At 72.1% G+C, this 25800-nt stretch carries 26 protein-coding genes and 1 pseudogene; 18 read left to right on the top strand and 9 right to left on the bottom strand.

Translation table 11 applies throughout. The features are described 5' to 3' along the window. Both ACWD1U_RS26655 and ACWD1U_RS26650 read left to right on the top strand, forming a co-directional pair. Positions 1 to 936: an endonuclease/exonuclease/phosphatase family protein gene (locus tag ACWD1U_RS26655; RefSeq protein ID WP_451111174.1), complete on the top strand. Its 936-nt coding sequence runs from the start codon at positions 1 to 3 to the stop codon at positions 934 to 936. 69 nt (positions 937 to 1005) lie between these two features. Further along, entirely contained in the window at positions 1006 to 1683 is a 678-nt protein-coding gene (locus ACWD1U_RS26650; RefSeq protein WP_451111173.1) for a class I SAM-dependent methyltransferase, read from the top strand. A 12-nt stretch (positions 1684 to 1695) separates the two neighbouring features. Here ACWD1U_RS26650 and ACWD1U_RS26645 read toward each other — a convergent pair whose 3' ends face one another. From ACWD1U_RS26645 to ACWD1U_RS26635, 3 genes are all read right to left on the bottom strand, one after another. Beyond that, positions 1696 to 2298 (bottom strand): sugar O-acetyltransferase, encoded by a 603-nt coding sequence (locus ACWD1U_RS26645; protein ID WP_451111172.1) that lies wholly within the window; start codon positions 2296 to 2298, stop codon positions 1696 to 1698. Positions 2299 to 2679: 381 nt separating this feature from the next. Then, positions 2680 to 3054 carry a fic family toxin-antitoxin system, toxin component gene (locus ACWD1U_RS26640; protein ID WP_451111170.1) on the bottom strand — a complete coding sequence of 125 codons (375 nt, stop codon included), beginning with the start codon at positions 3052 to 3054 and terminating at the stop codon, positions 2680 to 2682. 4 nt (positions 3055 to 3058) lie between these two features. Further along, the gene (locus ACWD1U_RS26635; RefSeq protein ID WP_451111169.1) at positions 3059 to 3298 is read right to left on the bottom strand and encodes a toxin-antitoxin system HicB family antitoxin; all 240 of its coding nucleotides are present in this window, start codon (positions 3296 to 3298) and stop codon (positions 3059 to 3061) included. A gap of 169 nt (positions 3299 to 3467) precedes the next feature. Between ACWD1U_RS26635 and ACWD1U_RS26630 the strand changes: the two genes are divergently transcribed. The 4 genes from ACWD1U_RS26630 (at position 3468) to ACWD1U_RS26615 (ending at position 7422) form a co-directional block, all read left to right on the top strand. After that, the gene (locus ACWD1U_RS26630) at positions 3468 to 4283 is read left to right on the top strand and encodes an ABC transporter ATP-binding protein (protein WP_451111168.1); all 816 of its coding nucleotides are present in this window, start codon (positions 3468 to 3470) and stop codon (positions 4281 to 4283) included. 4 nt (positions 4284 to 4287) lie between these two features. Continuing rightward, positions 4288 to 6855 (top strand): ABC transporter permease, encoded by a 2568-nt coding sequence (locus tag ACWD1U_RS26625; protein ID WP_451111166.1) that lies wholly within the window; start codon positions 4288 to 4290, stop codon positions 6853 to 6855. Next, on the top strand, positions 6852 to 6986 hold the full coding sequence (locus tag ACWD1U_RS26620; RefSeq protein WP_451111165.1) for a hypothetical protein: 135 nt from the start codon (positions 6852 to 6854) through the stop codon (positions 6984 to 6986). The genes ACWD1U_RS26625 and ACWD1U_RS26620 overlap by 4 nt, the downstream gene beginning before the upstream one ends. Positions 6987 to 7077: 91 nt before the next feature. Then, entirely contained in the window at positions 7078 to 7422 is a 345-nt protein-coding gene (locus ACWD1U_RS26615; RefSeq protein WP_451111163.1) for a DUF5958 family protein, read from the top strand. A 221-nt stretch (positions 7423 to 7643) separates the two neighbouring features. On the opposite strand, the gene ACWD1U_RS26610 is transcribed toward ACWD1U_RS26615, so the two are convergent. Next, positions 7644 to 9278 carry an RICIN domain-containing protein gene (locus ACWD1U_RS26610; RefSeq protein ID WP_451111161.1) on the bottom strand — a complete coding sequence of 545 codons (1635 nt, stop codon included), beginning with the start codon at positions 9276 to 9278 and terminating at the stop codon, positions 7644 to 7646. Between the two features lie 958 nt (positions 9279 to 10236). Between ACWD1U_RS26610 and ACWD1U_RS26605 the strand changes: the two genes are divergently transcribed. The 7 genes and pseudogenes from ACWD1U_RS26605 (at position 10237) to mug (ending at position 16813) form a co-directional block, all read left to right on the top strand. Further along, positions 10237 to 10656 (top strand): GNAT family N-acetyltransferase, encoded by a 420-nt coding sequence (locus ACWD1U_RS26605; protein ID WP_451111160.1) that lies wholly within the window; start codon positions 10237 to 10239, stop codon positions 10654 to 10656. A 21-nt stretch (positions 10657 to 10677) separates the two neighbouring features. Next, positions 10678 to 10914: pseudogene (locus ACWD1U_RS26600) on the top strand (GNAT family N-acetyltransferase); the annotation flags it as partial. A 186-nt stretch (positions 10915 to 11100) separates the two neighbouring features. Beyond that, positions 11101 to 12441: a hemolysin family protein gene (locus ACWD1U_RS26595; protein ID WP_451111158.1), complete on the top strand. Its 1341-nt coding sequence runs from the start codon at positions 11101 to 11103 to the stop codon at positions 12439 to 12441. Further along, positions 12438 to 13451 (top strand): hemolysin family protein, encoded by a 1014-nt coding sequence (locus ACWD1U_RS26590; protein ID WP_451111156.1) that lies wholly within the window; start codon positions 12438 to 12440, stop codon positions 13449 to 13451. Before ACWD1U_RS26595 ends, ACWD1U_RS26590 begins: the two co-directional genes overlap by 4 nt. A gap of 163 nt (positions 13452 to 13614) precedes the next feature. Next, positions 13615 to 14394 carry an SGNH/GDSL hydrolase family protein gene (locus ACWD1U_RS26585; RefSeq protein ID WP_451111155.1) on the top strand — a complete coding sequence of 260 codons (780 nt, stop codon included), beginning with the start codon at positions 13615 to 13617 and terminating at the stop codon, positions 14392 to 14394. 417 nt (positions 14395 to 14811) lie between these two features. Further along, positions 14812 to 16254, top strand: coding sequence for an adenylosuccinate lyase (gene purB, locus ACWD1U_RS26580; RefSeq protein ID WP_451111153.1), 1443 nt, complete (start codon positions 14812 to 14814; stop codon positions 16252 to 16254). A 13-nt stretch (positions 16255 to 16267) separates the two neighbouring features. After that, positions 16268 to 16813 carry a G/U mismatch-specific DNA glycosylase gene (mug, locus tag ACWD1U_RS26575; protein ID WP_451111151.1) on the top strand — a complete coding sequence of 182 codons (546 nt, stop codon included), beginning with the start codon at positions 16268 to 16270 and terminating at the stop codon, positions 16811 to 16813. 4 nt (positions 16814 to 16817) lie between these two features. Here the strand turns inward: mug and ACWD1U_RS26570 are convergent, their stop codons facing one another. From ACWD1U_RS26570 to ACWD1U_RS26560, 3 genes are read right to left on the bottom strand one after another with little or no spacing between them, the layout of a single operon-like run. Beyond that, complete coding sequence (locus tag ACWD1U_RS26570; RefSeq protein ID WP_451111150.1) at positions 16818 to 17249, bottom strand: hypothetical protein; 432 nt, start codon at positions 17247 to 17249, stop codon at positions 16818 to 16820. 55 nt (positions 17250 to 17304) lie between these two features. After that, complete coding sequence (locus ACWD1U_RS26565; protein WP_451111148.1) at positions 17305 to 18033, bottom strand: ABC transporter permease; 729 nt, start codon at positions 18031 to 18033, stop codon at positions 17305 to 17307. Between the two features lie 2 nt (positions 18034 to 18035). Continuing rightward, positions 18036 to 18956, bottom strand: a complete 921-nt coding sequence (locus ACWD1U_RS26560; RefSeq protein ID WP_451111147.1) for an ABC transporter ATP-binding protein — start codon at positions 18954 to 18956, stop codon at positions 18036 to 18038. 108 nt (positions 18957 to 19064) lie between these two features. Here ACWD1U_RS26560 and ACWD1U_RS26555 point away from each other — a divergent pair, with 108 nt between their 5' ends. From ACWD1U_RS26555 to ACWD1U_RS26545, 3 genes are all read left to right on the top strand, one after another. Further along, a complete protein-coding gene (locus ACWD1U_RS26555) occupies positions 19065 to 20234 on the top strand; it encodes a sensor histidine kinase (protein ID WP_451111146.1) in 1170 nt (389 codons plus the stop codon). Positions 20235 to 20248: 14 nt separating this feature from the next. Next, positions 20249 to 20911, top strand: coding sequence for a response regulator transcription factor (locus ACWD1U_RS26550; RefSeq protein ID WP_451111144.1), 663 nt, complete (start codon positions 20249 to 20251; stop codon positions 20909 to 20911). An 87-nt stretch (positions 20912 to 20998) separates the two neighbouring features. Then, positions 20999 to 22156, top strand: coding sequence for an ROK family transcriptional regulator (locus ACWD1U_RS26545; RefSeq protein ID WP_451111142.1), 1158 nt, complete (start codon positions 20999 to 21001; stop codon positions 22154 to 22156). A 69-nt stretch (positions 22157 to 22225) separates the two neighbouring features. On the opposite strand, the gene ACWD1U_RS26540 is transcribed toward ACWD1U_RS26545, so the two are convergent. Next, positions 22226 to 22987, bottom strand: coding sequence for a GntR family transcriptional regulator (locus ACWD1U_RS26540; RefSeq protein WP_451111141.1), 762 nt, complete (start codon positions 22985 to 22987; stop codon positions 22226 to 22228). A 166-nt stretch (positions 22988 to 23153) separates the two neighbouring features. Then, the gene (locus ACWD1U_RS26535; RefSeq protein ID WP_451111139.1) at positions 23154 to 24038 is read right to left on the bottom strand and encodes an RNA polymerase sigma-70 factor; all 885 of its coding nucleotides are present in this window, start codon (positions 24036 to 24038) and stop codon (positions 23154 to 23156) included. Positions 24039 to 24148: 110 nt separating this feature from the next. On the opposite strand from ACWD1U_RS26535, the gene ACWD1U_RS26530 reads away from it, so the two are divergent. Together ACWD1U_RS26530 and ACWD1U_RS26525 are read left to right on the top strand one after the other, a co-directional pair. Next, positions 24149 to 24802: an NADPH-dependent F420 reductase gene (locus tag ACWD1U_RS26530; protein ID WP_451111137.1), complete on the top strand. Its 654-nt coding sequence runs from the start codon at positions 24149 to 24151 to the stop codon at positions 24800 to 24802. A 106-nt stretch (positions 24803 to 24908) separates the two neighbouring features. Beyond that, on the top strand, positions 24909 to 25739 hold the full coding sequence (locus ACWD1U_RS26525; protein WP_451111136.1) for an alpha/beta fold hydrolase: 831 nt from the start codon (positions 24909 to 24911) through the stop codon (positions 25737 to 25739). The last annotated feature ends 61 nt before the right edge of the window (positions 25740 to 25800 follow it).

Genomic DNA, 25800 nt, shown 5'->3' with positions numbered 1-25800 from the left:
GTGGTCGCCGACGGCAGGACCTCCCAGGACGCCTGGCTGATCGGCGGTGCCGTCGGCGTCGCCGGTGTGCTGGCCCTGCACTCCGCTGTGCCGAACGGGGTCGGGCGTCTGGGGAGCCTGCTGGAGACGTTCCTGCCGTGGCTGGGCGCGGCGGTGCCGCTTCTCGGCTGCGTCGCCGCGCTCAGACGGTCGGTGCCGGGACTGCTCGCCTGCCTGGCACCCGCCGCCGTCTGGCTCTGGATGTTCGGCGGGATGTGGTTCGCCGCACCCCCGCGCTCGTCGGAGCTGAGAGTCGTTCAGCACAACGTGGCCGACGACAACGCCGATCCCGCCGGCACCGCTCGGGCGCTGCTCGCCGCACGTGCCGGGCTGGTGGCAGTGGAGGAACTGACGCCCGCGGCGCGGCCCGTGTACCAGGACGTGCTGGGCGTCTCCCACCCGCACGCGGCGGTGCACGGCACGGTCGGACTCTGGTCGGCCTGGCCCCTGTCGGACGTGCGGCCCGTGGACATCCGGCCCGAGGGTTTCCCGGACAGCTGGCGCCGCGGGCTGCGGGCCACCGTGTCCGCGCCGGGCGGCGAGGTCGCCGTGTACGTGGTCCATCTGCCGTCCGTCCGGCTGGGCCCGGCAGGCCTCACCTCGGCGGCCCGGGACGAGAGCGCCGCCCTGCTCGGGGCCCGGATCGCGAACGATCCGGCCGACCGGCTCCTGGTCGTGGGCGACCTCAACGGCACGGTGCGGGACCGGGGGCTCGGCCCGCTCACCTCGCAACTGGACGACCCGCCCTCGCGATTCGCCTTCAGCTGGCCGGCCGTCCTGCCGGTGGCGAGGATCGACCAGGTGCTGGGGAGGGGCGTCGAGGTGACGACCGTGTCGGCGCTGGCCGCGACCGGAAGTGACCATCGGCCGGTGCTGGGCCACGTACTGCTGCGGTGACGGGCGGGGGCGCTCCGGGCCCGTCCGGGGGACAATCGCGGAAAGGCCCGCCGCGTCAGGGAGGTCCCCATGCCGCTCCGCTCCGGCAAGGTGCCGCGGGATGCCGTGCACCATCCGCTGTTCGCCCGCTACTACGCCCGGGTCAGCGTGTCCGCCGAGACCCGGATGGGCATGGGCGGGGTGCGCGGGAGACTGCTCGACGGGCTGTCCGGGCGGGTGATCGAGATCGGCGCGGGCAACGGACTGAACTTCGCGCACTACCCGGGGACCGTCTCGGAGGTCGTGGCGATCGAACCGGAGCGGCGGCTGCGGCAGCTGGCCGTGGAAGCCGCCCTGCGCGCCGAGGTGCCGGTGGACGTGGTGCCGGGTGCGGCCGAGGCGCTGCCGGTCAAGAGCGAGGGCTTCGACGCGGCCGTGGTGTCACTGGTGCTGTGCAGTGTGCGGGACGTGCCCCGGGCGCTCGGGGAGCTGCGGCGGGTACTGCGGCCGGGCGGTGAGGTGCGGTTCTTCGAGCACGGCCGGGGTGGCGGCCGGGCGATGGTCCTCACGCAGCACGCGCTGGACCGGACGGTGTGGCCGGTGCTGAACGGGGGCTGTCACGTGGCCCGGGAGCCGGTGCGGGCGCTGCGGGACGCCGGGTTCGAACTCGGCCCCTACCGACGGGTGATGATGCCGGAGCGGGGACCGGTGCTGCCCAGCTCGTACTGCGTGCTCGGCACCGCGTGGCGGCCGATCGGCACCGGGTAGTGCTTCGTCGGGTTAATGCCCGACAGTACGTGTGGTGAGGTCCTCGTCCGTAATGGGGCGGACCACCCGGCAAGGTGTTCCGAGCGCGACGGTCATCGGGGGAATGCTGCGGCTGACGACGCTGCCCGCGCCGATGACCGACCCGTATCCGATACGGACGCCGGGCAGGACCACCGCGTTGCTGCCGATCCACACCTTGTCCTCGATCACGATCGGCTCGGAGTACCGCCCGAAGTCGGCGCGTCGCGAGGGGTGCACCGGGTGTCCCGTCGTGGTCAGTGTCACGCTGGGAGCGATCATGACACCGTTGCCTATGCGGATGTCCACGTCGTCCACGAACGTCAGGTTCACGTTCCCGAAGAAGTCGTCCCCGATGTGGACGTTGCTGCCGAACCCAGCGTGGAACGGAGGCATCAGCACCGTGCGTTCACCGACCGAGCCGAAGATCGCGACGAGCAGCGATCGACGCCTCTCCGTTTCACTCGGTGGTGTCTGGTTGTACTCGAAGATCTGGTCCGTGCGGCGCCGAGGGGCCTGGAAGGCCGCTTCCGACTCGGTGTAGACGAGCCCCCTGGCGATCCGGGCCGCGACTTCTTCCTCGTGAGTATCCGTCACAGCGGGACGCTCCCTTCGCCGAACTCCTCGGGCACAGGCCCGACGCGCCCGAGGTCGACCGCGCGCCCAGAGCCTACGGGCACCGCGAAGACACCATGAATCATTTCGGACCACAGATCGTGGTCCCCAGGCGCACCAGGGCGCCCTCCCAAGGTCCTTCGCTCGGAGCCGGCCGCACCGGGGAACCGGGTCCGGTGCCGTGGATCACGAAGCGAGGAGGGAGTCAGGGCGGAGCCCTGACGAGAGATGACAGGCGGGGTGGCAGACCCGCGAGACCGGCATGATCCGAACGAGAGGGCCCTGAGCCCGTCGACCGGACCGGGTCGCGGAGAATCGGCCGCGGCCCGTCACCGTCCGGCGTGATCGAACGACGGGCTCTGGTCACAGGCTCCACTTGCGCAGCTCCTGCTCGATGTCCCGTACGGACGCCTCGCCGCTCTTGACCAGCCGGGCCAGGTCGCGGACCTGCTCGGGCGAGGTGACCACCTTGGCGCCGCAGGCGACCAGGTAGGCGTAGGCGACGGCGGAGGCGAACAGGGCGTTGGAGCGTTCCAGCGCGGGGACGTGGAGGAGGAGCTGGAGCAGCGCGGCGGCGCGGGCGTGCGGGCTGTCGTAGACGGGGACGCCGAATATCCGGGCCCCGTGGCGCGCGACGGCGGCGACGAGGGCTCCCCAGTCGGTGACCTGGGGGTCTCCCGGGGTCTTCTGCTCGGCGAGCATCAGCAGCCAGGCGAGATCGATCTCGAGGTGGTTCAACGGTTCAGTGACGACCTTCGCGCGCGCCCTCGCGGTCCGGGCCGAACTCGTCGGCGAAGACGGACTCGTACTGCTTCATGAAGTCGGCGGCGGCCTCCACGAACGTGTGGCCGACCTCGCCGGTGTCCTGTCTGACCAGTTCCTCGATATAGCGGTTGACGCTCATCCCGCGGGCCTGGGCGCGTTCGCGGGCGGCGCGGGCAGTGCCCTCGTCGACGCGCACGTTCAGCTGGGTCTTCGCCATACCTCGACGCTAGCGCGCAGACGCTAGCACCGGCAAGGGCGGGACTCCGACCCGCGGAGGATACCGAGTGTGCGCCGGGTCACATTACCCTCGGCTGGAACAGGGAAGAGCCGGCACAAGGAAGACGAGCACGGCAGAGCAGCACACTCGCCACACAGAGGAGACGGCCTTGTCCACACCCGCTGCGGAGCACGCTCCCGGCCTCGCGTCGTCCGACGGGATCGCGGCCCGCGCCCGCGGCCTGACCAAGGCGTACGGCTCGGGTGAGACGACCGTGCACGCGCTCGACGCGGTGGACGTGGACGTCGTCCGCGGCCGGTTCACCGCGGTGATGGGACCGTCGGGCTCCGGGAAGTCCACGCTGATGCACTGCCTTGCGGGGCTCGACACCGTCTCGGCCGGGCAGGTGTGGCTCGGCGACACCGAGATCACGGGGCTGAAGGAGCGCGAACTGACCCGGCTGCGCCGCGACCGGATCGGGTTCATGTTCCAGTCGTTCAACCTCATCCCGACCCTGAACGCGCTGGAGAACATCACCTTGCCCATGGACATCGCGGGCAAGAAGCCCGACGACGCGTGGCTGGACCAGGTCATCGACACCCTCGGCCTCCGCGACCGGCTGGGGCACCGGCCGTCGCAGCTCTCCGGCGGACAGCAGCAGCGCGTGGCCTGTGCGCGGGCCCTGGCCTCCCGGCCCGAGTTGATCTTCGCGGACGAGCCGACCGGCAACCTCGACTCGCGCGCCGGTCTGGAGGTGCTCGGCTTCCTGCGCGAGGCCGTGGACCAGCTCGGGCAGACCGTCGTCATGGTCACCCACGATCCGGGCGCCGCCGCCCACTCGGACCTGGTGCTCTTCCTCGGGGACGGCCGGATCGTCGACGAGATGCCACGGCCGACGGCGGAGGCCGTGCTGGAGCGGATGAAGAGGTTCGACGTGATCCGGACCCCGTTCGAGGACGCCCCGGCGTCGGGCGAGGGGAACTGACCCCGTGCTCAAGGCGACCCTGAGGAGCTTCCTGGCGCACAAGGGGCGGCTGCTGCTGTCGGCGCTCGCCGTCCTGCTGTCCGTCGCGTTCGTGACGGGCAGCCTCATCTTCTCGGACACCGTCAGCCGTACCTTCGACCGGCTCTTCGCCTCCACCGCGGCCGATGTCACGGTCAGCCCGAAGGAGGACCTCGACGGGGCGGTTCCCTCGGGCCGGACGGCCACCCTTCCGGCCTCGCTCGCCGAGCGGGTGCGGCAGGTCGACGGGGTCGCCGCGGCCCGCGCCGAGGTGGACGTCCAGGGCCTCACCGTCGTCGACGACAAGAACCAGCCGGTGAGTCCGACCACCGGCGCGCCCACGCTCGGCAACGCCTGGATCCCGAACGAGCGCAGCCCCGTGGAGCTGACCTCCGGCCACGCCCCGCACGGCCCCGCCCAGGCTCTTCTCGACTCGGAGACCGCCGACCGCAAGGACGTACGCATCGGCGACACCCTCACCGTGGTCGCGCCCCCGGGGTCGTTCAAGGTCCGGGTCGTCGGCATCGTCACGTTCACCACCACCAACCCCGGCGCGGCGCTGCTCTACTTCGACACCCCCACCGCGCAGACGAAACTGCTCGGCCGGCCGGGGGTCGCCACCGGCGTTTCGGTCGACGCGGCGGACGGTGTCAGCGACGAGCGGCTCAAGCAGCGCGTGGCCGCCGCGGTCGGCGCGCACACCTACGACTTCAGGACGGCCGACGAGCAGGCCGAGTCCGACGTCGAGCAACTGGGCGGATTCCTCGACGTCATCAAGTACGTGATGCTCGGCTTCGCCGGGGTCGCCGTGCTGGTGGGCGTCTTCCTGATCGTCAACACCTTCTCCATGCTCATCGCGCAGCGCACCCGCGAGCTCGGTCTGTTGCGGGCGCTGGGCGCCGACCGGCGCCAGGTGCGCCGCTCGGTGCTCACCGAGGCCCTGCTGCTCGGACTGGTCGGCTCCACGCTGGGGCTGGCCGCGGGCATCGGGCTCGCGGCCGGGCTGATCGAGCTGATGGGCCTGCTCGGCATGAACATCGACGCCGACGAGATGGAGATCGGCTGGGTGACACCCGTGTCGGCGTACGTCGTCGGGCTCGGGGTCACGTTCGTCGCCGCGTACCTCCCGGCACGACGGGCCGCGGGGGTCTCGCCGATGGCCGCGCTCTCGGACGCCGAGGTGGCAGGGGTGGGCCGGCCGCTGCGGGTGCGCGCGGTCGCGGGCGCGATCGTCGGGGCGGCCGGTGCCGCGGCGCTCGTCGGGTGCGTGGTGGCGGAGCGGACATCGGCGGCGGCGTCCCTGCTGGGCCTCGGTGTCGTCCTGACGCTGATCGCGACCGTGATCGCCGGTCCGCTGCTGGTGCGCCCGGTGATCCGCGTGCTCGGCGGGGCCTTCCCCGCCCTGTTCGGCTCGATCGGCCGGATGAGCCAGCGCAACGCCCTGCGCAACCCCCGGCGCACCGGCGCCACCGCGGCCGCCCTGATGGTGGGGCTCGCCCTGGTCGGCGGGATGTCGGTGGCGAGCGAGTCGATGACCGCCTCGTTCGACGAGCAGATCGACAAGACGCTGGGCTCCGACTACGTCATCCAGAACACCAACTTCCTGCCGTTCCCCGAGGAGGTCACCGAGAAGGTGCGGAACACCGAGGGGGTGGGCCTGGTCGTGCGCGGACGGTTCACGCCGGTCGAGGTGCGCCTCCCGGACGGCGACCGCGTGGAGACGACCGCCGCGGGCTACGATCCGCGACTCGACGAGGTCGCCAACATCACCTACGCGCAGGGGGACTCCGCCGCCGCGCTCGCGCCCGGGCGCCTGGCCATGGACCGGGACTTCGCACGCGACCACGACGTGCGGGTGGGCAGCACCCTCCCGGTGCGGTTCCCTGGCGGACGTTCGGCCGGGCTGAGGGTCGGCGCCCTCACCGACCAGGACTCCGCCGAGGGGTTCGGGACGCGGGGCGGTCTCTACTTCGGCCTCGGCACTCTGGAACGGTACGCACCGGGCGGGCAGGACTCCGCGCTGTACGTCAACGCCGCACCGGGCACGAGCGAGGACGATCTGCGCGCGAACCTGGAGGAGACCCTGGATCCGTACCCGCAGGTGCAGGTGCGGGACCTGGCCGACTACAAGCAGCTCGTCCACGACCAGATCGCCGTCCTGCTGTACCTCGTGTACGCGCTGCTGGGACTGGCGATCATCATCGCGGTGCTCGGCGTGGTCAACACCCTGGCCCTGTCGGTCGTCGAACGCACCCGGGAGATCGGGCTGCTGCGTGCGATCGGGCTGGCCCGGCGTCAGCTGCGGCGCATGATCCGGCTGGAGTCAGTGGTCATCGCGGTGTTCGGGGCCGTCCTGGGGCTCGCGCTGGGGCTGGTGTGGGGCGTGTGCACCCACGAGGTGCTGGCACTGCAGGGCATGACGGCCCTCGCGATCCCGTGGTTCACGATCGTCGCGGTGGTGGTCGGCTCGGCGGTGGTCGGGGTCGTGGCTGCGCTGCTGCCGGCGTTGCGCGCCTCACGCATGAACGTACTGGCGGCCATCGCGCACGAGTGACGGAATCAGACGGGTTCGAAGGCGACGGGCGCGCCCGGTATACGCCCCTCAGAGCCCTCGGCTCACGCGCTGCCCGGATCTACCTCGACGCCGAAGGCGCGGCCGATCTGGCGGTGCTGCTCGGATCCTGATCACCGCTGCGGATCAGCGTCTGTCCCAGGGAAGGCAGTCACTGAACGAACGCAGCACCCTGCTCAACGAGCTCGTGCAGGGGCTGCGCCCGTGTCAGAGGGAATCGAATGGCTCGACGGCCTCGGCCAGGAAGAGCAGTCCGAGGTGCTGCTGTCCCTGCGCCATCACTGCGTCCAGGCGCGCGCCGTCGCCGAGGACGCACCGGAGAGCATCCGCCGTGCCGGGCTGCGCCCGACGCATACGCCCGCAGTGCTGATCTCACGAGGCCGGATCGACGAGCAATGGGGAAAGATCGCCGCTCTCGCGCCTCTCGACGAACGCCGCAAGGCGTTCAGGCTGCTGAGCGCGGTGCTCACGATTGCCGACGCGCGGCGCCGCGAGCGCTTCTGCTCCGACGGTTGCAGTCACTGGTGGCACAGACTGCCCGTCGGCTGACAACCCAGCGCCGCACCCCTGAAGGCCACTTCCCGGTCGAGCGTTTCCGCCGTGATGCTGGACCCCATCAACGCGCGTCCGGGTCCGGGATGCGTGTGGTCGTCCTGGGCACCGTCCGCGGCAGCGGCTACCCACCTGCACGCGCGTGAGCGGCTCGTTCCGTTCGCCGGCCCGTACGCGGGGCACGGAACGGAACGAGCCGGCCAGGAGGTGGGCACCGTTCAGGAGGTGAGCAGCGAGAGGTTCACGGCGTTGGCGATGGCCTGCATGCCCGCGCTGTTGGGGTGCAGATGGTCCCCGCTGTCGTAGGCGGGGAGCAGCCGCGCCGGGTTGGCCGGGTCCCTGAGCGCCGCGTCGAAGTCGATCACCGCGTCGAAGGCTCCGCTGGTCCGTATCCACTTGTTCACCTGGGCGCGGATGGCGGCCTTGGCGGCGCTCTGTGAGGAGTGCGGCAGGATCGTGCCGCCGATGATCCGGACACCGGCCTGGTGTGCCTGGTCGATCATGGTCCGGTAGCCGGCGATGATCTGCTCGGCGGTGACGCTGGTGTTGTTGATGTCGTTGATGCCCTCCAGCACGATGGCGTTCTTCACGCCCGGCTGGGTCAGGACGTCATGGGAGAACCGGGTGACGGCCGCGATGCCCTGCCGCTCGGACGGGCTGTCGGTGACCACGCGGTTGCCGCCGATGCCCGCGTTGACCACGCCGAGGCGTTGGCCGCCGGACTCGGCCTGCAGCCGCCGGGCGAGGTAGTCGGGCCAGCGCCGGTTGGCGTTGGCGGTGGCGCTGGAGCCGTCGGTGATGGAGTCGCCGATGGCAACCACGGTGCCTTTGGCCGTGGGTGACACCACGTCGAGCCCCGCGACGTAGAACCAGCGGGCCGTGGTGGTGGTGAAGTTCGTCGCGGCCTCCTCGGCCGCGTGGTTGCCGGTGCCCGCATTGGTCAGGTACGAGGTCTGGTGGGCGTCGTAGTGGTAGGTGGAGGCGCCGGTACTGCGCGGGAGATAGACGCTCACGAGCAGGTTCTGCTCCGCGACGACCGGCATCGGGATGACGTCGCTGGTCAGTTCCCGCCCGGCGGGGATGGTGGGCGCGGCCGAGCGGCCGAAGGTGACGGTGCGGGTGGTGCCCGCGACCGCCGTGGCGCCGCTGGACTGGACGGCCACCCTGACGGCACCGACCGACAGCGGGGTCGTGCTGCGCAGGTTGGACAGCCGGATGCGCAGTCCCGCGCCGGAGGTGTTGTTGTGGACGACCATCCGGATGGTCTGCTCGTTGAAGGTCTGGCCGCCGCTGACCATGCTCGGTCCCCAGGTCGCCGAGCGCGGGCGCTCGGTCAGGCTCCACTGCTGGTTGGTCGTGTTCCTGCAGGTGTACTGGACGAGCGCGCGGTCCTCCGCGGTGGAGCTGCCGGAGACGTCCAGGCACAGGCCGCTGCGGGCGGAGACGATCGTCGAGCCGCTGAAGGTCCAGCGCTGGTTGCTGCCGCCGTTGCAGGTCCATTGGCTGAGAGCGGTCCCCGCTTCCGTGGAGCCGCTCGGTACGTCCAGGCACTTGCCGCTGTTGATGTTCACCAGCGAGAAGGTGTTGTCGCCGTGGTCGATGGCTTCCCACAGCTGACCGGGCCCGCCCGAGGCGGTCTTCTGCACGGCCGCCGCGCCGTTGGCCAGGGAGTCCGACAGCACGGCGGCGTTCTTACCGCTGTGCGCCGCCGTCAGCGCGTAGACGTGGCCACCCTGCGGGGCGCCGGCCGCCGAGGCGTCACTCGCCGGGAGGAGGGCGAGTCCGGCAGCGGCTAAACAGATGGCGGATGCCGTGGCCGTGAGCCTGGCGATGAGTCTTCGGGAGGTGTTCATGTGCGGGTCCTTTCTGCCTTCTTCGGGGACGTGCGGGTCTTTTTCGGGACGTGCGGGTCTGCTTCATGGGAACGTGCGGGTCGAAGGGGCCTGTCGGCTCAGGCGCCCCCCGCGAAGCCCTTGGTTCTGTCCCGGCTCCCGGAACGACATGTCGCCTTCGCCTTCGACACTGCGGCCCTTCCCTGAGCCCCGCCCTGTCTTGCCCCGCCCCGCCCCGCCCTGCGACGGGAGTGTCACCGGTATCAGGAAGTACGGGGCGGACTTATGCGTCCTGACTGAGCCGCATGTCCAAAGTGGTGTTGATATCGGTGCCATGGACTGGCACGTACGGCCGCCGCCGCCGGTTCACCGGAACCGATAAACCGGCCATGACGAAGCTGGGTGAGACCGGAAACACTCCCGTGCTGCCGTCGTCTGCCCCCGTATACGAGCGGCCGTGAGGGGGACACAGCCAGGACCGCTACACGCCGACAAATGCTTTTCACCCTCTACAGCGACTGCCTTCAGCCATGCGCGAGCTTGAGCCCGGTGGGGGTGGCCCGGGCCTGCTGACAACCTCGTCCGTACTGGTCAGACGGCCTATGAGCCCGGTCCCGGTGCAGACCGGGGCCGGGCTCCCTCGTGGCTTTTGACCTGTCCGACGACGCGACGGCAAGCGGTGGCGACACGCTCGCCGCACACCTGCGCGGAGGCAAGAGCGGGCCTGGGAAAACCGGGTGTGACCAGCGGCCTGCCGATGGTGCGGCAGCGTCTCGTTCGGACCTTCAGCTCGGAGCCAGCCTTCGTTGAGCCCTGGCTGCGCAGCCTCTCCCGCGAACTCAGGCCGAAGTAGCCCCATGCATGGTCATCTGACGGGCTCGTGGCTTGTACGAGCCGTGGAGCAAGCACGCCCCTCTCTCGCTTCCCCGGCACGGAAACCCGGTCGCCAGACAGGCGAGCGCTCTGCTTTGCTCACGCCATGAGTGATCTTCGCATCCGCCACGCCACCCCCTCGGACATCGACGCCGTGCTGCGGTTCTGGCGCCACGCCGCTGAAGGAACGAGCATCAGCGACGACCACGACGGAGTCGCCCGACTCATCACGCGGGACCCCGAAGCCCTGCTCCTCGCAGAGCGCGACGGCATCCTCACCGGAACCGTCATAGCCGGCTTCGACGGATGGCGATGCTCCGCCTACCGGCTGGCCGTACACCCCGACCACCGTCGGCAAGGCATCGCCACCGCCCTGCTGGAAGCAGCAGAACAACGCTTCGCCGCTCTCGGCGGACGACGCGTCGACGCCATGGTCCTGGAAGTTAACGAACAGGCCCACCACGCGTGGGCCGCCACCGGCTACCACCGCGAGGACCACTGGCGACGCTGGGTCAAACCCCTGTAGTCGGATGCTTGTGACCAGCCAGGATTCGACGGCTGGCGCTGTCACCTGTACCGGCTGGCCGTGCACCCGGACCACCGCCGTCATGGGATCGCGTCCGCGCTGCTCGCCGCCGCCGAGGAGCGGTTCGCACGGCTCGGCGGTCGGCGCGCCGACGCGATGGTGCTCACGCGCAACGAGACCGCCCACCAGGCGTGGGGCGCCGCCGGGTACGGGCCGCAGGAGCAGTGGCGGCGCTGGGTGAAGCCCCTGACCGACTAGCCGGTTCGCGTGCCCGCCGACGCCGTCCGAGTGCTCCACCCGAAGGGCTTTACCCATCCTTTACTCTTGACTGGCCACTCGGTTCTGCATGAAAGGTTGTGAGCGTCCGCCCATGGGCGAGCCTCCCCGTGCGCGACGTCGCGCGTTCCACGCCGTCCTGGAGAACCATGGAACGGGGGTGAACCGATGACGGAAGTGCTCCTGCTCCTGGCGGCGATCCTGCTCTCGCTGGCCTGCGGCGCCTTCGTGGCGGCCGAGTTCTCGCTCACGACGGTCGAGCGCGCCGAGCTGGAGCGGGCGGTGGAGCGCGGCGAGCGGGGTGCGCACGGCGCGCTGAAAGCCGTACGGAACCTGACCTTCCAGCTCTCCGGGGCCCAGCTGGGCATCACCGTCACGAACCTGGTGGTCGGCATGCTCGCCGAGCCGTCGATCGCCGCGCTGATCGCCGGGCCCCTGGAGGACCTCGGCATCTCACGCTCGGCGTCGCACAGTGTGGCTCTGGTGCTCGGCACGGCTCTGTCGACGGTGTTCCTGATGGTCGTCGGCGAGCTCGTGCCCAAGAACTGGGCGATCTCGTCGCCGCTGGCGGTGGCCAAGACGGTGGGCAACGCTCAGCGCTGGTTCAGCGCGCTGTTCCGGCCGTTCATCACGCACCTCAACAACATGGCGAACCGGGTCGTGCGGCGGATCGGCGTGGAGCCCGCCGAGGAGCTGGCCTCGGCGCGCGGGCCGCAGGAGCTGGCGGCGCTCGCCCGGCACTCCGCCAAGGAGGGTGTCCTGGAGCCGGACACCGCCGAGCTCTTCGTGCGGACCCTGAACCTCGCCGACCTGACCGCGGAGAACGTGATGACGCCGCGGGTGCAGGTCGTCGCGCTCGACGTGCAGGCGACCCTGGAGGACGTGGCGAACGCGACCCGGGCGACCGGCCTGTCCCGCTTCCCCGTCTACCGCGGCACCCTCGACTCGGTCGTCGGAACGGCGCACGTCAAGGACGTGCTGGCGGTCCCGGCGGAGCGCCGGACCCGGATCTTCGTGTCCGAGCTGATGCGCGAGCCGCTGCTGGTCCCGGAGACCCTCACCGTCGACCGCCTCCTGGACCGGCTCTCCGGCAAGCGCACCATGGCCGTCGTCATCGACGAGTACGGCGGCACGGCGGGCGTGGCGACGCTGGAGGACATCGTCGAGGAGGTCGTCGGCGAGGTGCGCGACGAGCACGACCCGCACGAGCTGCCTGACCTCGCCCCCGCCGGCACGGACGAGAGCGGCCGCGCCCTGTACTCGGCCGACGGCTCCGCCCGCGTGGACCACCTGGAGCGCGTCGGGCTGCGCGCCCCGCAGGGGCCGTACGAGACGCTCGCCGGGCTGGTGGCGACGGTGCTCGGCCGGATACCGGCCACCGGTGACATCCTCGAGGTCGCCGGCTGGCGGATGGAAGTCGTGGACGCGACGGGCCGCCGGGCGGCCCGCGTCCTGCTGCGCACGCCCCTCGACGACGAGAAGCCCCAGGAGAAGGGGGTGGAGCTGTGACCGCCGTCCAGCTGCTGATCGGTCTGGCGACACTCGTCGTCAACGCCTTCTTCGTCGGCGCCGAGTTCGCTCTGATCTCGGTGCGCCGCAGCCAGATCGAGCCCTACGCCGACCAGGGGGACCGGCGCGCGAAGAGCGTGCTGTGGGGGCTGGAGCACGTGTCCGCGCTGATGGCGGCCGCGCAGCTCGGCATCACACTGTGCACGCTGGTGCTGGGTGTGGTGGCCGAGCCGGCGATCGCACACCTGCTGGAGCCTGCGTTCCACGCGGCCGGTGTGCCCGAGAGCGCGGGCCACGCGGTGTCCTTCGTGATCGCGCTGGCCCTGGCGACGTATCTGCACATGCTGCTCGGCGAGATGGTCCCGAAGAACATCGCGCTCGCCGAGCCGGTGCGCAGTGCGCTGGCGCTCGGTCCTCCCCTGGTGGCGCTGTCCCGTGCGCTGCGGCCGGTGATCTTCACGGTGAACGCCTTCGCCAACGCCCTGCTCAAGCTGCTGCGCGTGGAGGCCCGCGAGGAGGTCGCCGCCTCCTACTCGGACGCGGAGATAGCGCGGATCGTGAAGGACTCGAGCGAGGCCGGACTCATCGACGACCGCGCCCAGGAGCGGCTGCGCGACGCGCTGGAGCTGGGCCGCCGTCCGGTGCGTGACGTGGTGCTGCCGCTCGAGCGCGTGGTGTACGCGAGCGTGGGTGTCACCCCGGAGGAGCTGGAGCGGCTGTCGGCGGAGTCCGGGTTCTCCCGCTTCCCGGTGGTGGACGAGGGACGGCGGATCGTGGGCTATCTGCATGTGAAGGACGCCCTGGAGGCCACCGGGCGGGGCGTGCCGTTCCGGCTGCGGGACATGCGGTCCATCGCGCGCGTGCGGGAGCAGACGCCGCTGGACGACGTCCTCACGGCGATGCGCGGCAGCCGTACGCACCTCGCGGCCGTCCTCGGGGCGGACGGGCGTCTGGCCGGGCTGGTGACGATGGAGGACGTGCTGCGGGAGCTGTTCGGACAGCGGGCGTGAGACGACTCCGGCACGGCCCCGGCACGCAGGGCCCTGCCGGGGCCGACCGTACTCCGGCCGGGCTTCGGACGCCGACCGGCCGCCAGGCCTGGTCACCTGAAGCTCCCGGGCTCCGAGGCCGACCGACTGCTGGGTATGTGCACGGGATACCATTTCCGTCGCCATGCAGACGAACCCCACCTACAGCAGCCTGGTCGCGGTCGGCGACTCCTTCACCGAGGGCATGTCGGACCTGCTGCCCGACGGCACCTACCGGGGCTGGGCCGACCTGCTCGCCGCACGGATGGCGGCCCGTACGCCCGGCTTCCGGTACGCCAACCTCGCGGTGCGCGGCAAGCTGATCCGGCAGATCGTCGACGAGCAGGTGGACGTGGCGGCGGCCATGGGGGCCGATGTCATCACCCTGGTCGGCGGCCTCAACGACACACTGCGGCCCAAGTGCGACATGGGCCGCGTGCGCGGGCTCCTGGAGGAGGCCGCGGGGAAGCTGGCCCCCGCGTGCAGGCAGCTCGTGCTGATGCGCAGCCCGGGTCGGCAGGGCCCCGTTCTGGAGCGGTTCCGGCCGCGCATGGAGGAGCTGTTCGCCTGCGTGGACGAGCTGGCCGCGCGGCACGGCGCGATCGTCGTCGACCTGTACGGCGCGCCCTCGCTCGGCGACCCGAGGCTGTGGGACGTGGACCGGCTGCACCTGACGGCCGAGGGACACCGCCGGGTCGCGGAGGCCGTGTGGCAGGCCCTGGGCCACGAGCCGGAGGACGCCGAGTGGCACACGCCGATGCCGGCCGCGCCGCCGCCCGGCTGGTTCATGCGCCGGGCGACGGACGTGCGGTTCGCCCGGCGGCACCTGCTCCCCTGGATAGGCCGCCGCCTGACGGGCCGTTCCTCCGGCGACGGCCTGCCGCCTAAGCGACCCGAGCTGCTGCCGTACGAGGATCTGGCGTAGGCGGTCCCCGCAGGCCGCTACGCCTTCGGGCTGCGAGACGGTGGAGATGCTCGCCACGTGGGTGTCCGGCAAGGGCAACGGCCTGCCGGCGATGAGCTGGACCAGTCGCGGGCGGCCGGCGCGATCACGGACGCGGAATACCAGGATCGACGGACGAAGATCCTCGACAGCTTGTAGGGAGCAGAACACGAGAAGCCCCGGCCGGGAGGAGTGAGCCGGGTTCCTCGCCCGCCGGTGGTGCCTCGGACTCGCGCGACGGCCCGCCCGAGCCGCACGGCAGGGCGCCGGAGGAGCTGCTGCGTGCCTGATCCCGGCTCCGCGGAGGTACCGGCCGACCCCCGCGGTGCGGCTCTCGTAGGTTCCGACGAACCCACCCGATGCCCTGGCCTGCGCGAATCGCCAGTAGAATCCGTCCACGTGACTTCCGCTCCCGCCAAGCCCCGCATCCCGAACGTCCTCGCCGGACGCTACGCCTCCGCCGAGCTCGCCACGCTCTGGTCGCCCGAGCAGAAGGTGAAGCTGGAGCGGCAGCTCTGGCTCGCCGTGCTGCGGGCCCAGAAGGACCTCGGGATCGAGGTGCCGGACGCCGCGCTCGCCGACTACGAGCGTGTGCTCGACACCGTCGACCTGGCCTCCATCGCCGAGCGCGAGAAGGTCACGCGGCACGACGTGAAGGCGCGGATCGAGGAGTTCAACGACCTCGCCGGGCACGAGCACGTGCACAAGGGCATGACCTCCCGCGACCTCACCGAGAACGTCGAGCAGCTGCAGATCCGGCTCTCGCTCGAGCTGATGCGCGACCGAACGGTCGCGGTCCTGGCCCGGCTCGGCAAGCTGGCCGGTGAGTACGGCGAGCTGGTCATGGCCGGCCGCTCGCACAACGTGGCCGCGCAGGCCACCACCCTCGGCAAGCGCTTCGCGACGGCCACCGACGAGCTGCTCGTCGCCTACGGCCGCGTCGAGGAACTGCTGGGCCGCTATCCGCTGCGCGGTATCAAGGGCCCCGTCGGCACCGCGCAGGACATGCTGGACCTGCTGGGCGGCGACGCCGCGAAGCTCGCGGAGATGGAGCAGCGGATCGCCGCGCACCTGGGCTTCTCGCAGGCGTTCACCTCGGTCGGCCAGGTCTACCCGCGCTCGCTGGACTACGAGGTGGTCACCGCGCTGGTGCAGCTGGCCGCGGCGCCCTCGTCGCTGGCGAAGACGATCCGGCTGATGGCCGGGCACGAGCTGGTCACCGAGGGCTTCAAGCCGGGGCAGGTCGGCTCCTCGGCGATGCCGCACAAGATGAACACCCGCTCGTGCGAGCGCGTCAACGGCCTGATGGTGATCCTGCGCGGCTACGCCTCGATGACCGGCGAGCTGGCGGGCGACCAGTGGAACGAGGGCGACGTGTCCTGCTCGGTGGTGCGCCGCGTCGCGCTGCCGGACGCGTTCTTCGCGCTGGACGGCCTGCTGGAGACGTTCCTGACGGTGCTCGACGAGTTCGGCGCGTTCCCGGCGGTCGTCGCCCGCGAGCTCGACCGCTACCTGCCGTTCCTCGCCACCACCAAGGTCCTGATGGGCGCCGTGCGGGCGGGCGTGGGCCGGGAGCTGGCGCACGAGGCCATCAAGGAGAACGCCGTCGCCTCCGCACTCGCGATGCGCGAGCAGGGCGCCGAGCGCAACGAACTGCTCGACAAGCTGGCCGCCGACGAGCGCATTCCGCTGGACCGGGGGCAGCTGGACGCGCTGATGGCGGACAAACTGTCCTTCACCGGTGCCGCGGGCGACCAGGTGGCCGCCGTGGTCGCCCGGGTCGAGGAGATCGTGAAGCAGCACCCCCAGGCCGCGGGCTACACGCCCGGCGCGATCCTCTGACGCGCCGCACGCGATGCCGCGTTTCACCCCCGAGGAGCTTCAGGCCGCCCGCGACCGTGTCGTGCCGGACGTGGTCGCGGACGGTCTGCGGGTGCTGTTCTGCGGCATCAATCCCGGTCTCATGACGGCCGCCACGGGCCATCACTTCGCCCGCCCGGGCAATCGCTTCTGGCCGGTGCTGCACCGGTCCGGGTTCACGCCGCGGCTGCTGAAGCCGTCCGAGCAGCAGGAGTTGTTGTCGTACGGGCTCGGCATCACCAACGTCGTGGCCCGGCCGTCCGCCCGGGCGGACGAGCTGACCGGCGAGGAGTACCGGGAAGGCGGGCGGCTGCTCGCGCTGAAGGTGGAGCGGCTGCGGCCACGCTGGCTGGCCGTGGTGGGAGTGACCGCGTACCGCACGGCGTTCGACGACCGGAAGGCTCAGGTGGGTCCGCAGTCGAGGACGATCGGGGACACGCGTGTGTGGGTGCTGCCCAACCCGAGCGGACTGAACGCGCACTGGACGGTCGAGACGATGGCGGAGGAGTTCGGGCGGCTGCGAGAGGCCGCCGGGAGCTGATCCGTCACGGCGGGTCCGTCTCCGTGACCAGCGCCAGCAGGCGGACCTCGTCCGACTCGTCCCGGTCGGCGACCGCCACGGCGACCCAGCGGCCGGTGCCCTCCACCTCCCACAGGTGGGCGACGCCCGCCCGCTCGCTCAACTCGGCCCACGGCCGGGGTATCTCCTCGCGCTCGGTGCGCAGCGTGAGGGTCTGCAGGTTGTACGGAGCCGTGTCACCCCAGCGTGAGGCCAGGAGTTCGTAGACGGCGTCCCGTTCCTTCTCGAACTGGTCGATCGTCACCGCCCGGAGGGCCGGGTCGTCCTCGCCCGCGGCCGCTAACACCGCGATGTGGTGGCCGGGTCCGGAAACGCCGACGTCCGACGGGCCGTGCTCCGCCGGAAAGGGGCGGTAGCACAGCTCGTCGATGAGGGCGATGTGCTGTGCGATGTTCATGGCTCCAGTAAACCCGGCGCCACTGACACTTGGCGGGGCATCACCCGGCTCGCCGTCAGGCGTCCCTGCGCCGCAGGCTCCACGCCCCGGCGACCAGGGCGGCGGCCGTCCAGAGCGCGGTCACCGCGAGCCCGGACCACGGTCCGAGGGCCGACCCGTCGTGCGTCTGCCTCAGGACCAGCTGTCCCGCCTTGTCGGGCAGGAAGTCGGCGACGGTGCCGGTCGCGTCGCCGATCACGAACGACACGACGAGGATGAACGGCACCATCAGGGACAGCGTGGCCACGCCGCTGCGCAGCAGGGCGGCGAGCCCGGCGGCGAAGAGTGCCATCAGCATCAGGTAGAGGGCGCAGCCCACGACACCGCGCACCTGCTCGCCGGTGCTGAGCCCGACGGCCGCCGTGCCGAGCCCCGACCGCGCCACCAGGAGGGCGACGAGGCCGGTCACCAGACCCACCAGGAGGGCCGGGGCGGCGATGACGGCCGCCTTGGCCGCGAACCACCGGCCGCGCCGCGGCACCGCGGCCAGCGACAGCCGCAGCGCGCCCGAGTGGAACTCCGACGACATGGCCATGGCCCCGAAGGACACGGCGGCGATCTGGCCCGGGATGACACCGGACAGTGCGGTGAACAGCGGGTCGAAGCCGGGGTCCGACGTTTCGGAGGCACCGGCGATCGCGGAGAACGCCGTGGTCGTCGCGAACAGCGCCACAAGCGCTCCCGGGAGCGAGCGGAGCGTGCGGATCTTCAGCCACTCGCAGCGGAGTACGGGCGTGAGTTCCATGGTCAGGCCTCCTGGGGCTGGGCGGCGAACTCGGTCTCGGCGCCGGTGAGGTCGAAGTACGCCTGTTCCAAAGTGCCCTCCTCGACGGCGAGTTCCAGGACCGGTACGCCGGCGGCGGAGGCGATGCGGCCGATGTCGTCCACGCGCGCGTGGTGCACGGTCCAGTGCCCGTCCGCGTGTTCCTCGGCGTCGTGACCGTGCCGGGCGAGGGCGGACCCGAGGGCCACAGGGTCGCTCGTGCGGATCCGGACGCTGGGCTGCACGCGCGCGTGGATGAAGTCCCGCATCGGGGTATCGGCGAGGAGGCGGCCCCGGCCGAGGACGACGAGGTGGTCGGCGAAGGACGCGGTCTCGTTCATCAGGTGGCTGGAGACCAGGACCGTGCGGCCCTCCCCCGCGAGCCGGCGCAGCAACTGCCGGATCCATACGATGCCTTCGGGGTCGAGGCCGTTGGACGGCTCGTCGAGCATGACCACCTCGGGGTCGCCCAGCAGGGCGGCGGCGATGCCGAGGCGCTGCCGCATGCCCAGGGAGTAGGTCCGCACGCGGCGCCGGGCCACCGACGCCAGGCCCGTCTCCGCCAGGACCTCGTCCACTCGCCGGTCGGGGATGCGATTGCTCGCCGCCAGGACCCGGAGGTGGTCTCGGGCGGTGCGGGAACCGTGTGCGGCTTGGGCGTCGAGGAGGGCGCCCACATGCCGCAGGGGTTCACGCAGGACCGGGTAGGGGCGGCCGCCGACCGTGGCGGAGCCGGCGGTCGGCCGGTCGAGGCCGAGCACCAGTCGCATGGTGGTGGACTTCCCGGCGCCGTTGGGGCCGAGGAAGCCGGTGACGCGACCGGGCAGCACGCGGAAGGTGAGGTGGTCCACGGCGCGTCGGCTGCCGAACTCCTTGGTGAGGTTCTGGACGTCGATGCTGGTCATGGCACCAGCGTGGCCGTCCCCCTGCGGAGCGGTCCTCCCCCGGCGGTGGAGATCGTCTCCCCCGTGCGGGGGAGGACCGTTGTCGGTGGCGGCTGGCACGATGGCGCAATGGTCCGCATGCTGCGCCCGTTCACCCGGGCGGTGACATACACACGGTGGCTGCATCTCGCCGTGGCCATCGTGTGGCCGTCCATGTGGCTGTTCGTCCAGGAGTCGTGGTGGACCCAGGCCACGGCTGCCGTGCTGCTCGGGCTCGTGGGCCTGGTGCCCGCCACGCGGCTCGTGGAGGGGTTCCAGGCCAGGCTGCTGCTGACCGGCCATCGACAGGAGGGCGATAGCGCGGCGATCGTGGCCACCCCGTCGGCCACCTGGGCCGACCGCGGGCGGACGGTGGTGTGGCTGGAGGTGCGGCTGCTGCTCGGCGCCCTGGTGTCACATCTCTCGGTCCAGCTCCCCCTGCTCACGGTGGATCTGGTGTCGACGGCTGTCAGTGGGGAGCGGGCCGGCGGTGCCTGGCTTCCCGTCGCAGGGCACCACTGGTGGCACGCCCTGCTCGCACCCGTGCCCCTGCTGCTGTTGGCCCTGGCGGTGATCCAGTCGGGCCACCTCATCACCGCGCTCGCCCTACGGTTGCTGGGCCCCTCCCCCGCCGAACGGCTGGCCGCGCTGGAGGAGCGCACCGAACAACTCATGGAACGCACCCGGATCGCCCGTGAGTTGCACGACTCGATCGGTCATGCGCTCACGGTCGCCGTCGTGCAGGCGGGAGCCGCCCGGGCGGCGGGTGATCCGGCCTTCACCGACCGGGCACTGTGCGCCGTCGAGGAGACCGGGCGGGCCGCCCTGGAGGATCTGGAGCGGGTGCTCGGCATCCTGCGCGAGTCGGGGAAGCCGGTGAGCGGCCGACCGACCCTGGCGGACGCCGGCCGTCTGCTGGAATCGGCGCGGGCCTCCGGGGCCAAGGTCGATGCCGAGGTGACCGGCCCGGTGGAGACCGTGCCCGGGCCGGTGTCGCGGGAGGGCTACCGAATCCTGCAGGAATCGCTGACCAACGTGCTGCGGCACGCGGGGGCGGTCCCGGTACGCGTCCGCGTTCAGGTCGTCGGCGACACGCTCGTCCTCGCGATACACAACCCGCTCCCCGCCGCGATACCCGGTCCCGGACGCGGCAGCGGCCTGCGCGGCATACGCGAGCGCGCGGCCCTGCTCGGCGGCCGGGCCCGGACCGGCCCCGACCGAGGTGACTGGCAGGTCCATGCAGAGCTGCCGTTGAGTTGATCTACGCTGGTCCGATGCCGGTCACCGTTCTCCTCGTCGACGACGAACCCCTCGTGCGCGCGGGTCTGCGGGTCGTGCTGGAGGCGCAGCCCGACATCGAGGTCGTCGGGGAGGCCGCGGACGGGGCGGCGGTGATCCCGCTGGTGCGGCAGTTGCGCCCCGACGTGGTCGCCATGGACGTCCGGATGCCGCTGCTGGACGGCATCGAGGCCACCCGGGCGCTGCTGCGGACGGTCGACGAGCCGCCGCGGATCCTCGTGGTGACGACCTTCGAGAACGACGAGTACGTGTACGAGGCGCTGCGCGCGGGAGCCGACGGGTTCCTGCTGAAGCGGGCCCGGCCGGCCGAGATCGTGCACGCGGTGCGGCTGATCGCCGAGGGCGAGTCGCTGCTGTTCCCGGCGTCGGTGCGGCAGTTGGCGGCCGAGTACGGCGACAGCGGAGGGAACCGTGCGGCGCGGGCGGCGATGGAGCGGGCCCAGCTGACCGACCGTGAGGCGGAGGTGCTGCGGCTGATGGCGCGGGGGTTGTCGAACGCGGAGATCGCCGCCCGGCTGGTGGTGGGGACGGAGACCGTGAAGTCGCATGTCAGCGCCGTGCTGGCGAAGCTGGGCGCGCGGGACCGCACCCAGGCGGTGATCGCCGCGTACGAGTCGGGCTTCGTGGCACCGGGCTGATCCTCCCGGGCCGGTGCCGCCCCTCGCCGGGGTGCGCCGTGCCGAGTACGATCCGGCCGACACGCGCACGACCTGGGAGGGCGGACGGTGGGGCGGCTGACCGGTGGGGACCCCTCGCTGCTGCGCAGGATCAACTCCGCGGTGGTGCTGCACGCGCTGCGTGTCACGGACTGCGCGACGCTGACCGAGATCACCCGGGTGACGGGGCTGTCCCGGCCGACCGTCGAGGGCGTCGTGGAGGGGCTGATCGGGGCCGGGCTCGTCGTGGAGAAGGCGGCCGCGGAGGGTGCCGCGCGGCGTCAGGGGCGGCCGGCGCGGCGGTTCCGGTTCCGGGCGGAGGCCGGGCATCTGCTGGGGCTGGAGATCGGGGCGCGCCGGGTGGCCGCGCTGCTGGCGGACCTGGACGGCCGGGTGATCGGCTCCCAGGCCAGGGACGTTCCGGAGACCGCGGGGGCCGACGAGCGGCTGGAGCGGCTGCGAGGCACCGTCGCCGAGTTGCTGCGAAGGGCCGGTGTCGCACGCGGCTCGCTGCGGGCCGTGGGTGTGGCGACGCCGGGCATCGTCGAGGCGGACGGCACGGTACGGCTGGGCACCGCGCTGCCCGGGTGGACCGGGCTGCGGCTGGGCGAGCGGCTGAGCAGGTCCTTCAAGTGCCCTGTGCTGGTCGAGAACGACGCCAACGCTGCGGTTGTCGCAGAGCACTGGAAGGGCGCGGCCGCCGAGTCGGCCGACGTGGTGTTCGTGCTGGCGGGGCTCAGCCCGGGCGCCGGTGCGCTGATCGGGGGCCGGCTGCACCGGGGTTACGGCGGCGCGGCGGGGGAGATCGGCGCGCTGCACCTGCTGGGCCGGGAGGTGACGCCCGAGACGCTCCTGTCCACCACGGACGAACCCCTGCACCCGCTCGACGAGCAGGCCGTCGCCGGGGTCTTCGCCCAGGCCCGCGAGGGCGACCAGCGGGCCCGCGCGGCCATCGACCGCTTCCTGCAGCGCCTGGTCCACGACGTGGCGGCTCTCGTCGTCGCCCTGGACCCGGAACTGGTGGTGATCGGCGGCTGGGCGGCAGACCTCGACGGCGTCCTCGACCCCCTCCGTCAGGAACTCGCCCGTTACTGCCTGCGCCCCCCGCAGGTGACCCTGTCACGCCTGGGCGACGCGGCAGGAGCGACAGGTGCTCTACGCCTGGCCCTGGACCACGTGGAGGAACAGCTCTTCACCGTGGAGGGCAGGGCGACAACGCCCCTCTAGGGGCGCGGGGAACCGCGCGACCAGCCCCAACGCACCCGCAGCTCGCACTCCCCCCTGCGGCGCCACGGGTCAAGAAGCCTGCTGCTGCGGTCCGGCGTGAATCTCCACGCCCCCCGCATCACCGAAGGTCAACCGGCACGTGTCAGCGCGATACGTCGCCACCGACAGCGCGGCCGCGCGCCCCGCGGCGACGAACCGCGTCGTCACCACGAGCACGGGCGCCCCGGGCAGCCGGTCCAGTTCTTTCGCGTCGTCCGCCCCGGCCGAGCCGAGCTCCACCGCGTTCTCCTGCCGCGCCGGCTCCAGCCGCTGGAGCTCGCGCAGCACCGCACGCGCGCGTGCCGCCCCGGACGGCGCGTCGATACCCGAGAGGTCCGGCACCGAGGACTGGGGGATGTACAGCAGTTCGGCGGCCACCGGCCGGCCGTGCGAGACACGGGAGCGGCGCACGATGTGCACGGGCTCGTCCGGGCCGGTCTCCAGCGCCTCGGCGACGGCCGCGGGCGGCGCCGCCGCCGTGCAGTCGACGGGCTGCCAGGCGTCCTCGGGGCCGCCCGGCCAGGTGTGCGGGCCCGTGCCGAGGGAGACACCCACGCGGGGCGGCGCGACCGTCGTGCCGACACCGCGGCGGCGCTGCAGCCTGCCTTCCAGCTCGAGCTGCTCCAGGGCCTGGCGGAGCGTGGCGCGGGCGACGCCGAAGCGGGCAGCGAGGTCGCGCTCGTTGGGCAGGATCTCCCCCACCGAGAACTCCGAGTCGAGCGCTTGGCTGAGCACGGTCTTGAGCTGCCAGTACTTCGGTTCCGGCACCGATTCCAGCTGCGTGGTCCCCACCCTGTCCTCCGCGATCGCCGTGGTCGGCAGCGTTTTAGCGCCCTTGTTTATTAAAGGTTGTTGCACTTCTCTGCGACCATAGGGCGGCCCTGATCCTTGGTCAAGACCAATGGCGGGAACGTTCACGGGCCGTCGGACGAGGGCCCGAGGGCTCCGGCGGCGTCGGCTACGCGGCGGCCAGCACCCGCAGCTTGTCGGGGTTGCGGATGATGTAGACGGCATGGACGCGACCGTCGGCGACGTCGAGCTGGAAGACGGTGTCGGGCTTGTCGCCGGACAGCACGAGCGCGGCCGGGCCGCCGTTGAGCTCCAGGAAACGGACGGAGAAGTCCGGGACGCCCTTGCGCGCGGCACCCACGAGGAAGCGGCCCACCTTGTCCGCGGTGTGCAGCACCCGCAGGGGCGCCCGCGACTTGCCGCCGCTGTCGCCGACGAGCCGGACGTCCGGGGCGAGCAGGGCCATCAGCCCCTCCAGATCCCCCTCGGCCGCGGCGGCGAGGAACCGCTCGGTGAGATCGCGGCGCTGGGCCGGGTCGACCTCGTAGCGAGGTCGGCGCTCCTCGACGTGCTTGCGGGCCCGCCCGGCCAGCTGGCGAACGGCCGGTTCACCGCGGTCGAGCATGGTGGCGATGTCGGCGTAGGGGAAGCCGAAGGCCTCGCGCAGCACGAACACCGCGCGCTCCAGCGGTGACAGCGACTCCAGCACGACGAGGACGGCGAGGGAGACGGAGTCGGCGAGCACGGCCCGCTCGGCGGTGTCCGGCACGGTGGCGCCGAGGTCGGTGACGTACGGCTCGGGCAGCCAGGGGCCGACGTACGTCTCGCCGCGGGACCTGATCCGGCGCAGCCGGCCGATGGCGAGGCGGGTGGTGATCCGCACGAGGTAGCCGCGAGGTTCGCGCACGTCACCGCGGTCGGCGCCGGACCAGCGCAGCCAGGCCTCCTGGACCACGTCCTCCGCGTCGGCGACGCGCCCCAGCATGCGGTAGGCGACGCCCAGCAGGACGGGTCGGTGCTCTTCGAAGACGTCGGTCGCGGTCTCGGTGGTCACGGCTCCATCCCAGCCCACCGGTGCCGCCCTGTCGAGGCGGAATCGCCCCCTGCCGGACAGAATGGCCGACAGGACGCCGGTGATCGGCGGAACGGCTCCCGGAGGTGGCGATGCGGTACGCGGTACTGGGCACGGGCCAGGTCGGGCGCACGCTCGGCGGACGGCTGGTGCAGCTGGGGCACGAGGTGCGGCTCGGCTCGCGCACGCGGGACAACACGGCCGCCGTGCAGTGGGCCGCCGCGGCGGGCCCCCGGGCGGGCGCGGGGACGTTCGCGGAGGCGGCGGCGTTCGGGGAGGTCGTGGTGAACGCGGTGGGCGGGCGGGTTGCGCTCGCCGCGCTGGAGGCGGCCGGCCCGGAGAACCTCGGCGGGAAGGTCCTCGTGGACGTCTCCAACCCGCTGGCGTTCGAGGAGGACGAGCTGCGGCTGTCCCCCGTCGAGTCGGACAGTGTGGGCGAGCAGATCCAGCGGGCCTTTCCGCACGCGCGCGTGGTGAAGACGCTCAACACCGTCAACTGCCGGGTGATGGTGGAACCGGCGCGGGTGCCGGGCGGGCACCACGTGTTCGTCTGCGGGGACGACGCGGACGCCAAGGAGCGGGTGACGGCGCTGCTCGGCGAGTTCGGCTGGCCGGCGGACCGGGTGCTCGACCTGGGCGGCATCCGGGCGTCCCGGGCCGTGGAGATGTGGTTGCCGCTGTGGGTGGGCCTGTTCCAGAAGTTCGGGCACGGGGAGTTCAACCTGGAGGTGCGCCGGGCACGTTGAGCGGCGCGGGGCCATGGAGGCGCCGACATCATGGGGGCTACCCGTCGGTAGCAATCGCTGACAAGCTGTCTAGCGTCCGTCAGCACGTACAGCCGAGGAGCACCCCATGTCCGCCACCGTCTCCTTCGAAGTCGCCACCGCGCGCGGCGAGCAGACCGTGACCCTGTCGTACACCCGCGGGGGCAGCGGTGAACCGCTGCTCCTGTTGCACGGCATCGGCCACCACCGGCAGGTGTGGGACCCGGTGATCCCCGCGCTCGCGGCCGAGCGCGATGTGATCGCCGTCGACCTGCCCGGGTGCGGTGAGTCACCGGCGCTCCCGGACGGCATGGCACACGACCTGCCGACGATGAACGCCGTTCTCGCGGCGCTGTGCGAGGCGCTGGAGATCGAACGGCCGCACGTGGCGGGCAACTCGCTGGGCGGCCTGCTGGCCCTGGACCTGGCCCGGGCTTCGCTGGTCCGGTCCGTCACCGCCCTGTCCCCCGCCGGCTTCTGGAACGAGGCCGAGCGGCGCTACGCCTTCGCCGTGCTGATGACCATGCGGCAGATCGCCCAGCGGATGCCGCTGCCCGTCGTCGAACGGCTGGCCCGGCCGGCGATCGGCCGCACCCTGCTGACGAGCACCATCTACGCCCGCCCGGGCCGCCGTGCGCCCGAGGCCGTGATCGCCGAGACGCTCGCGCTGGCCCGCGCCCAGCGGTTCTCCGAGACGCTTCGCTCGGGCCGGACCGTGCAGTTCACCGACGACATCGTGGGCACGCCGGTCACCGTGGCCTGGGGCAACCGCGACCGGATCCTCATCCCCCGCCAGGGCGTCCGGGCCAAGGGCGTCATCCCCCAGGCCCGGCTGGTACGGCTGCCCGGCTGCGGCCACGTCCCGATGAACGACGACCCGGCGCTGGTGGCCCGGGTGGTGCTCGACGGCAGCCGCTGAACCGCGCGGAGTCCGGCCGGGACCGTCCACCACCCGGAGCCTCTGAGGGGCCCCTGCACTG

This window comes from Streptomyces sp. NPDC002788, from assembly GCF_053592115.1.
Note: the sequence above shows the minus strand (reverse complement) of the source record. Positions and strands in the feature narration are given on the sequence as shown.

Excerpts from the sequence above, each read along its gene's own strand:
- ACWD1U_RS26635 (WP_451111169.1), bottom strand. The coding sequence starts at position 3,298 with ATGGCGAAGACCCAGCTGAACGTGCGCGTCGACGAGGGCACTGCCCGC.
- ACWD1U_RS26560 (WP_451111147.1), bottom strand. The coding sequence starts at position 18,956 with ATGACCAGCATCGACGTCCAGAACCTCACCAAGGAGTTCGGCAGCCGA.
- ACWD1U_RS26530 (WP_451111137.1), top strand. The coding sequence starts at position 24,149 with ATGCGGTACGCGGTACTGGGCACGGGCCAGGTCGGGCGCACGCTCGGC.
- ACWD1U_RS26595 (WP_451111158.1), top strand. The coding sequence starts at position 11,101 with ATGACGGAAGTGCTCCTGCTCCTGGCGGCGATCCTGCTCTCGCTGGCC.
- ACWD1U_RS26610 (WP_451111161.1), bottom strand. The coding sequence starts at position 9,278 with ATGAACACCTCCCGAAGACTCATCGCCAGGCTCACGGCCACGGCATCC.
- ACWD1U_RS26650 (WP_451111173.1), top strand. The coding sequence starts at position 1,006 with ATGCCGCTCCGCTCCGGCAAGGTGCCGCGGGATGCCGTGCACCATCCG.
- ACWD1U_RS26570 (WP_451111150.1), bottom strand. The coding sequence starts at position 17,249 with ATGAACATCGCACAGCACATCGCCCTCATCGACGAGCTGTGCTACCGC.
- ACWD1U_RS26605 (WP_451111160.1), top strand. The coding sequence starts at position 10,237 with ATGAGTGATCTTCGCATCCGCCACGCCACCCCCTCGGACATCGACGCC.
- ACWD1U_RS26565 (WP_451111148.1), bottom strand. The coding sequence starts at position 18,033 with ATGGAACTCACGCCCGTACTCCGCTGCGAGTGGCTGAAGATCCGCACG.
- ACWD1U_RS26555 (WP_451111146.1), top strand. The coding sequence starts at position 19,065 with ATGGTCCGCATGCTGCGCCCGTTCACCCGGGCGGTGACATACACACGG.
- ACWD1U_RS26550 (WP_451111144.1), top strand. The coding sequence starts at position 20,249 with ATGCCGGTCACCGTTCTCCTCGTCGACGACGAACCCCTCGTGCGCGCG.
- ACWD1U_RS26585 (WP_451111155.1), top strand. The coding sequence starts at position 13,615 with ATGCAGACGAACCCCACCTACAGCAGCCTGGTCGCGGTCGGCGACTCC.
- mug (WP_451111151.1), top strand. The coding sequence starts at position 16,268 with ATGCCGCGTTTCACCCCCGAGGAGCTTCAGGCCGCCCGCGACCGTGTC.
- ACWD1U_RS26525 (WP_451111136.1), top strand. The coding sequence starts at position 24,909 with ATGTCCGCCACCGTCTCCTTCGAAGTCGCCACCGCGCGCGGCGAGCAG.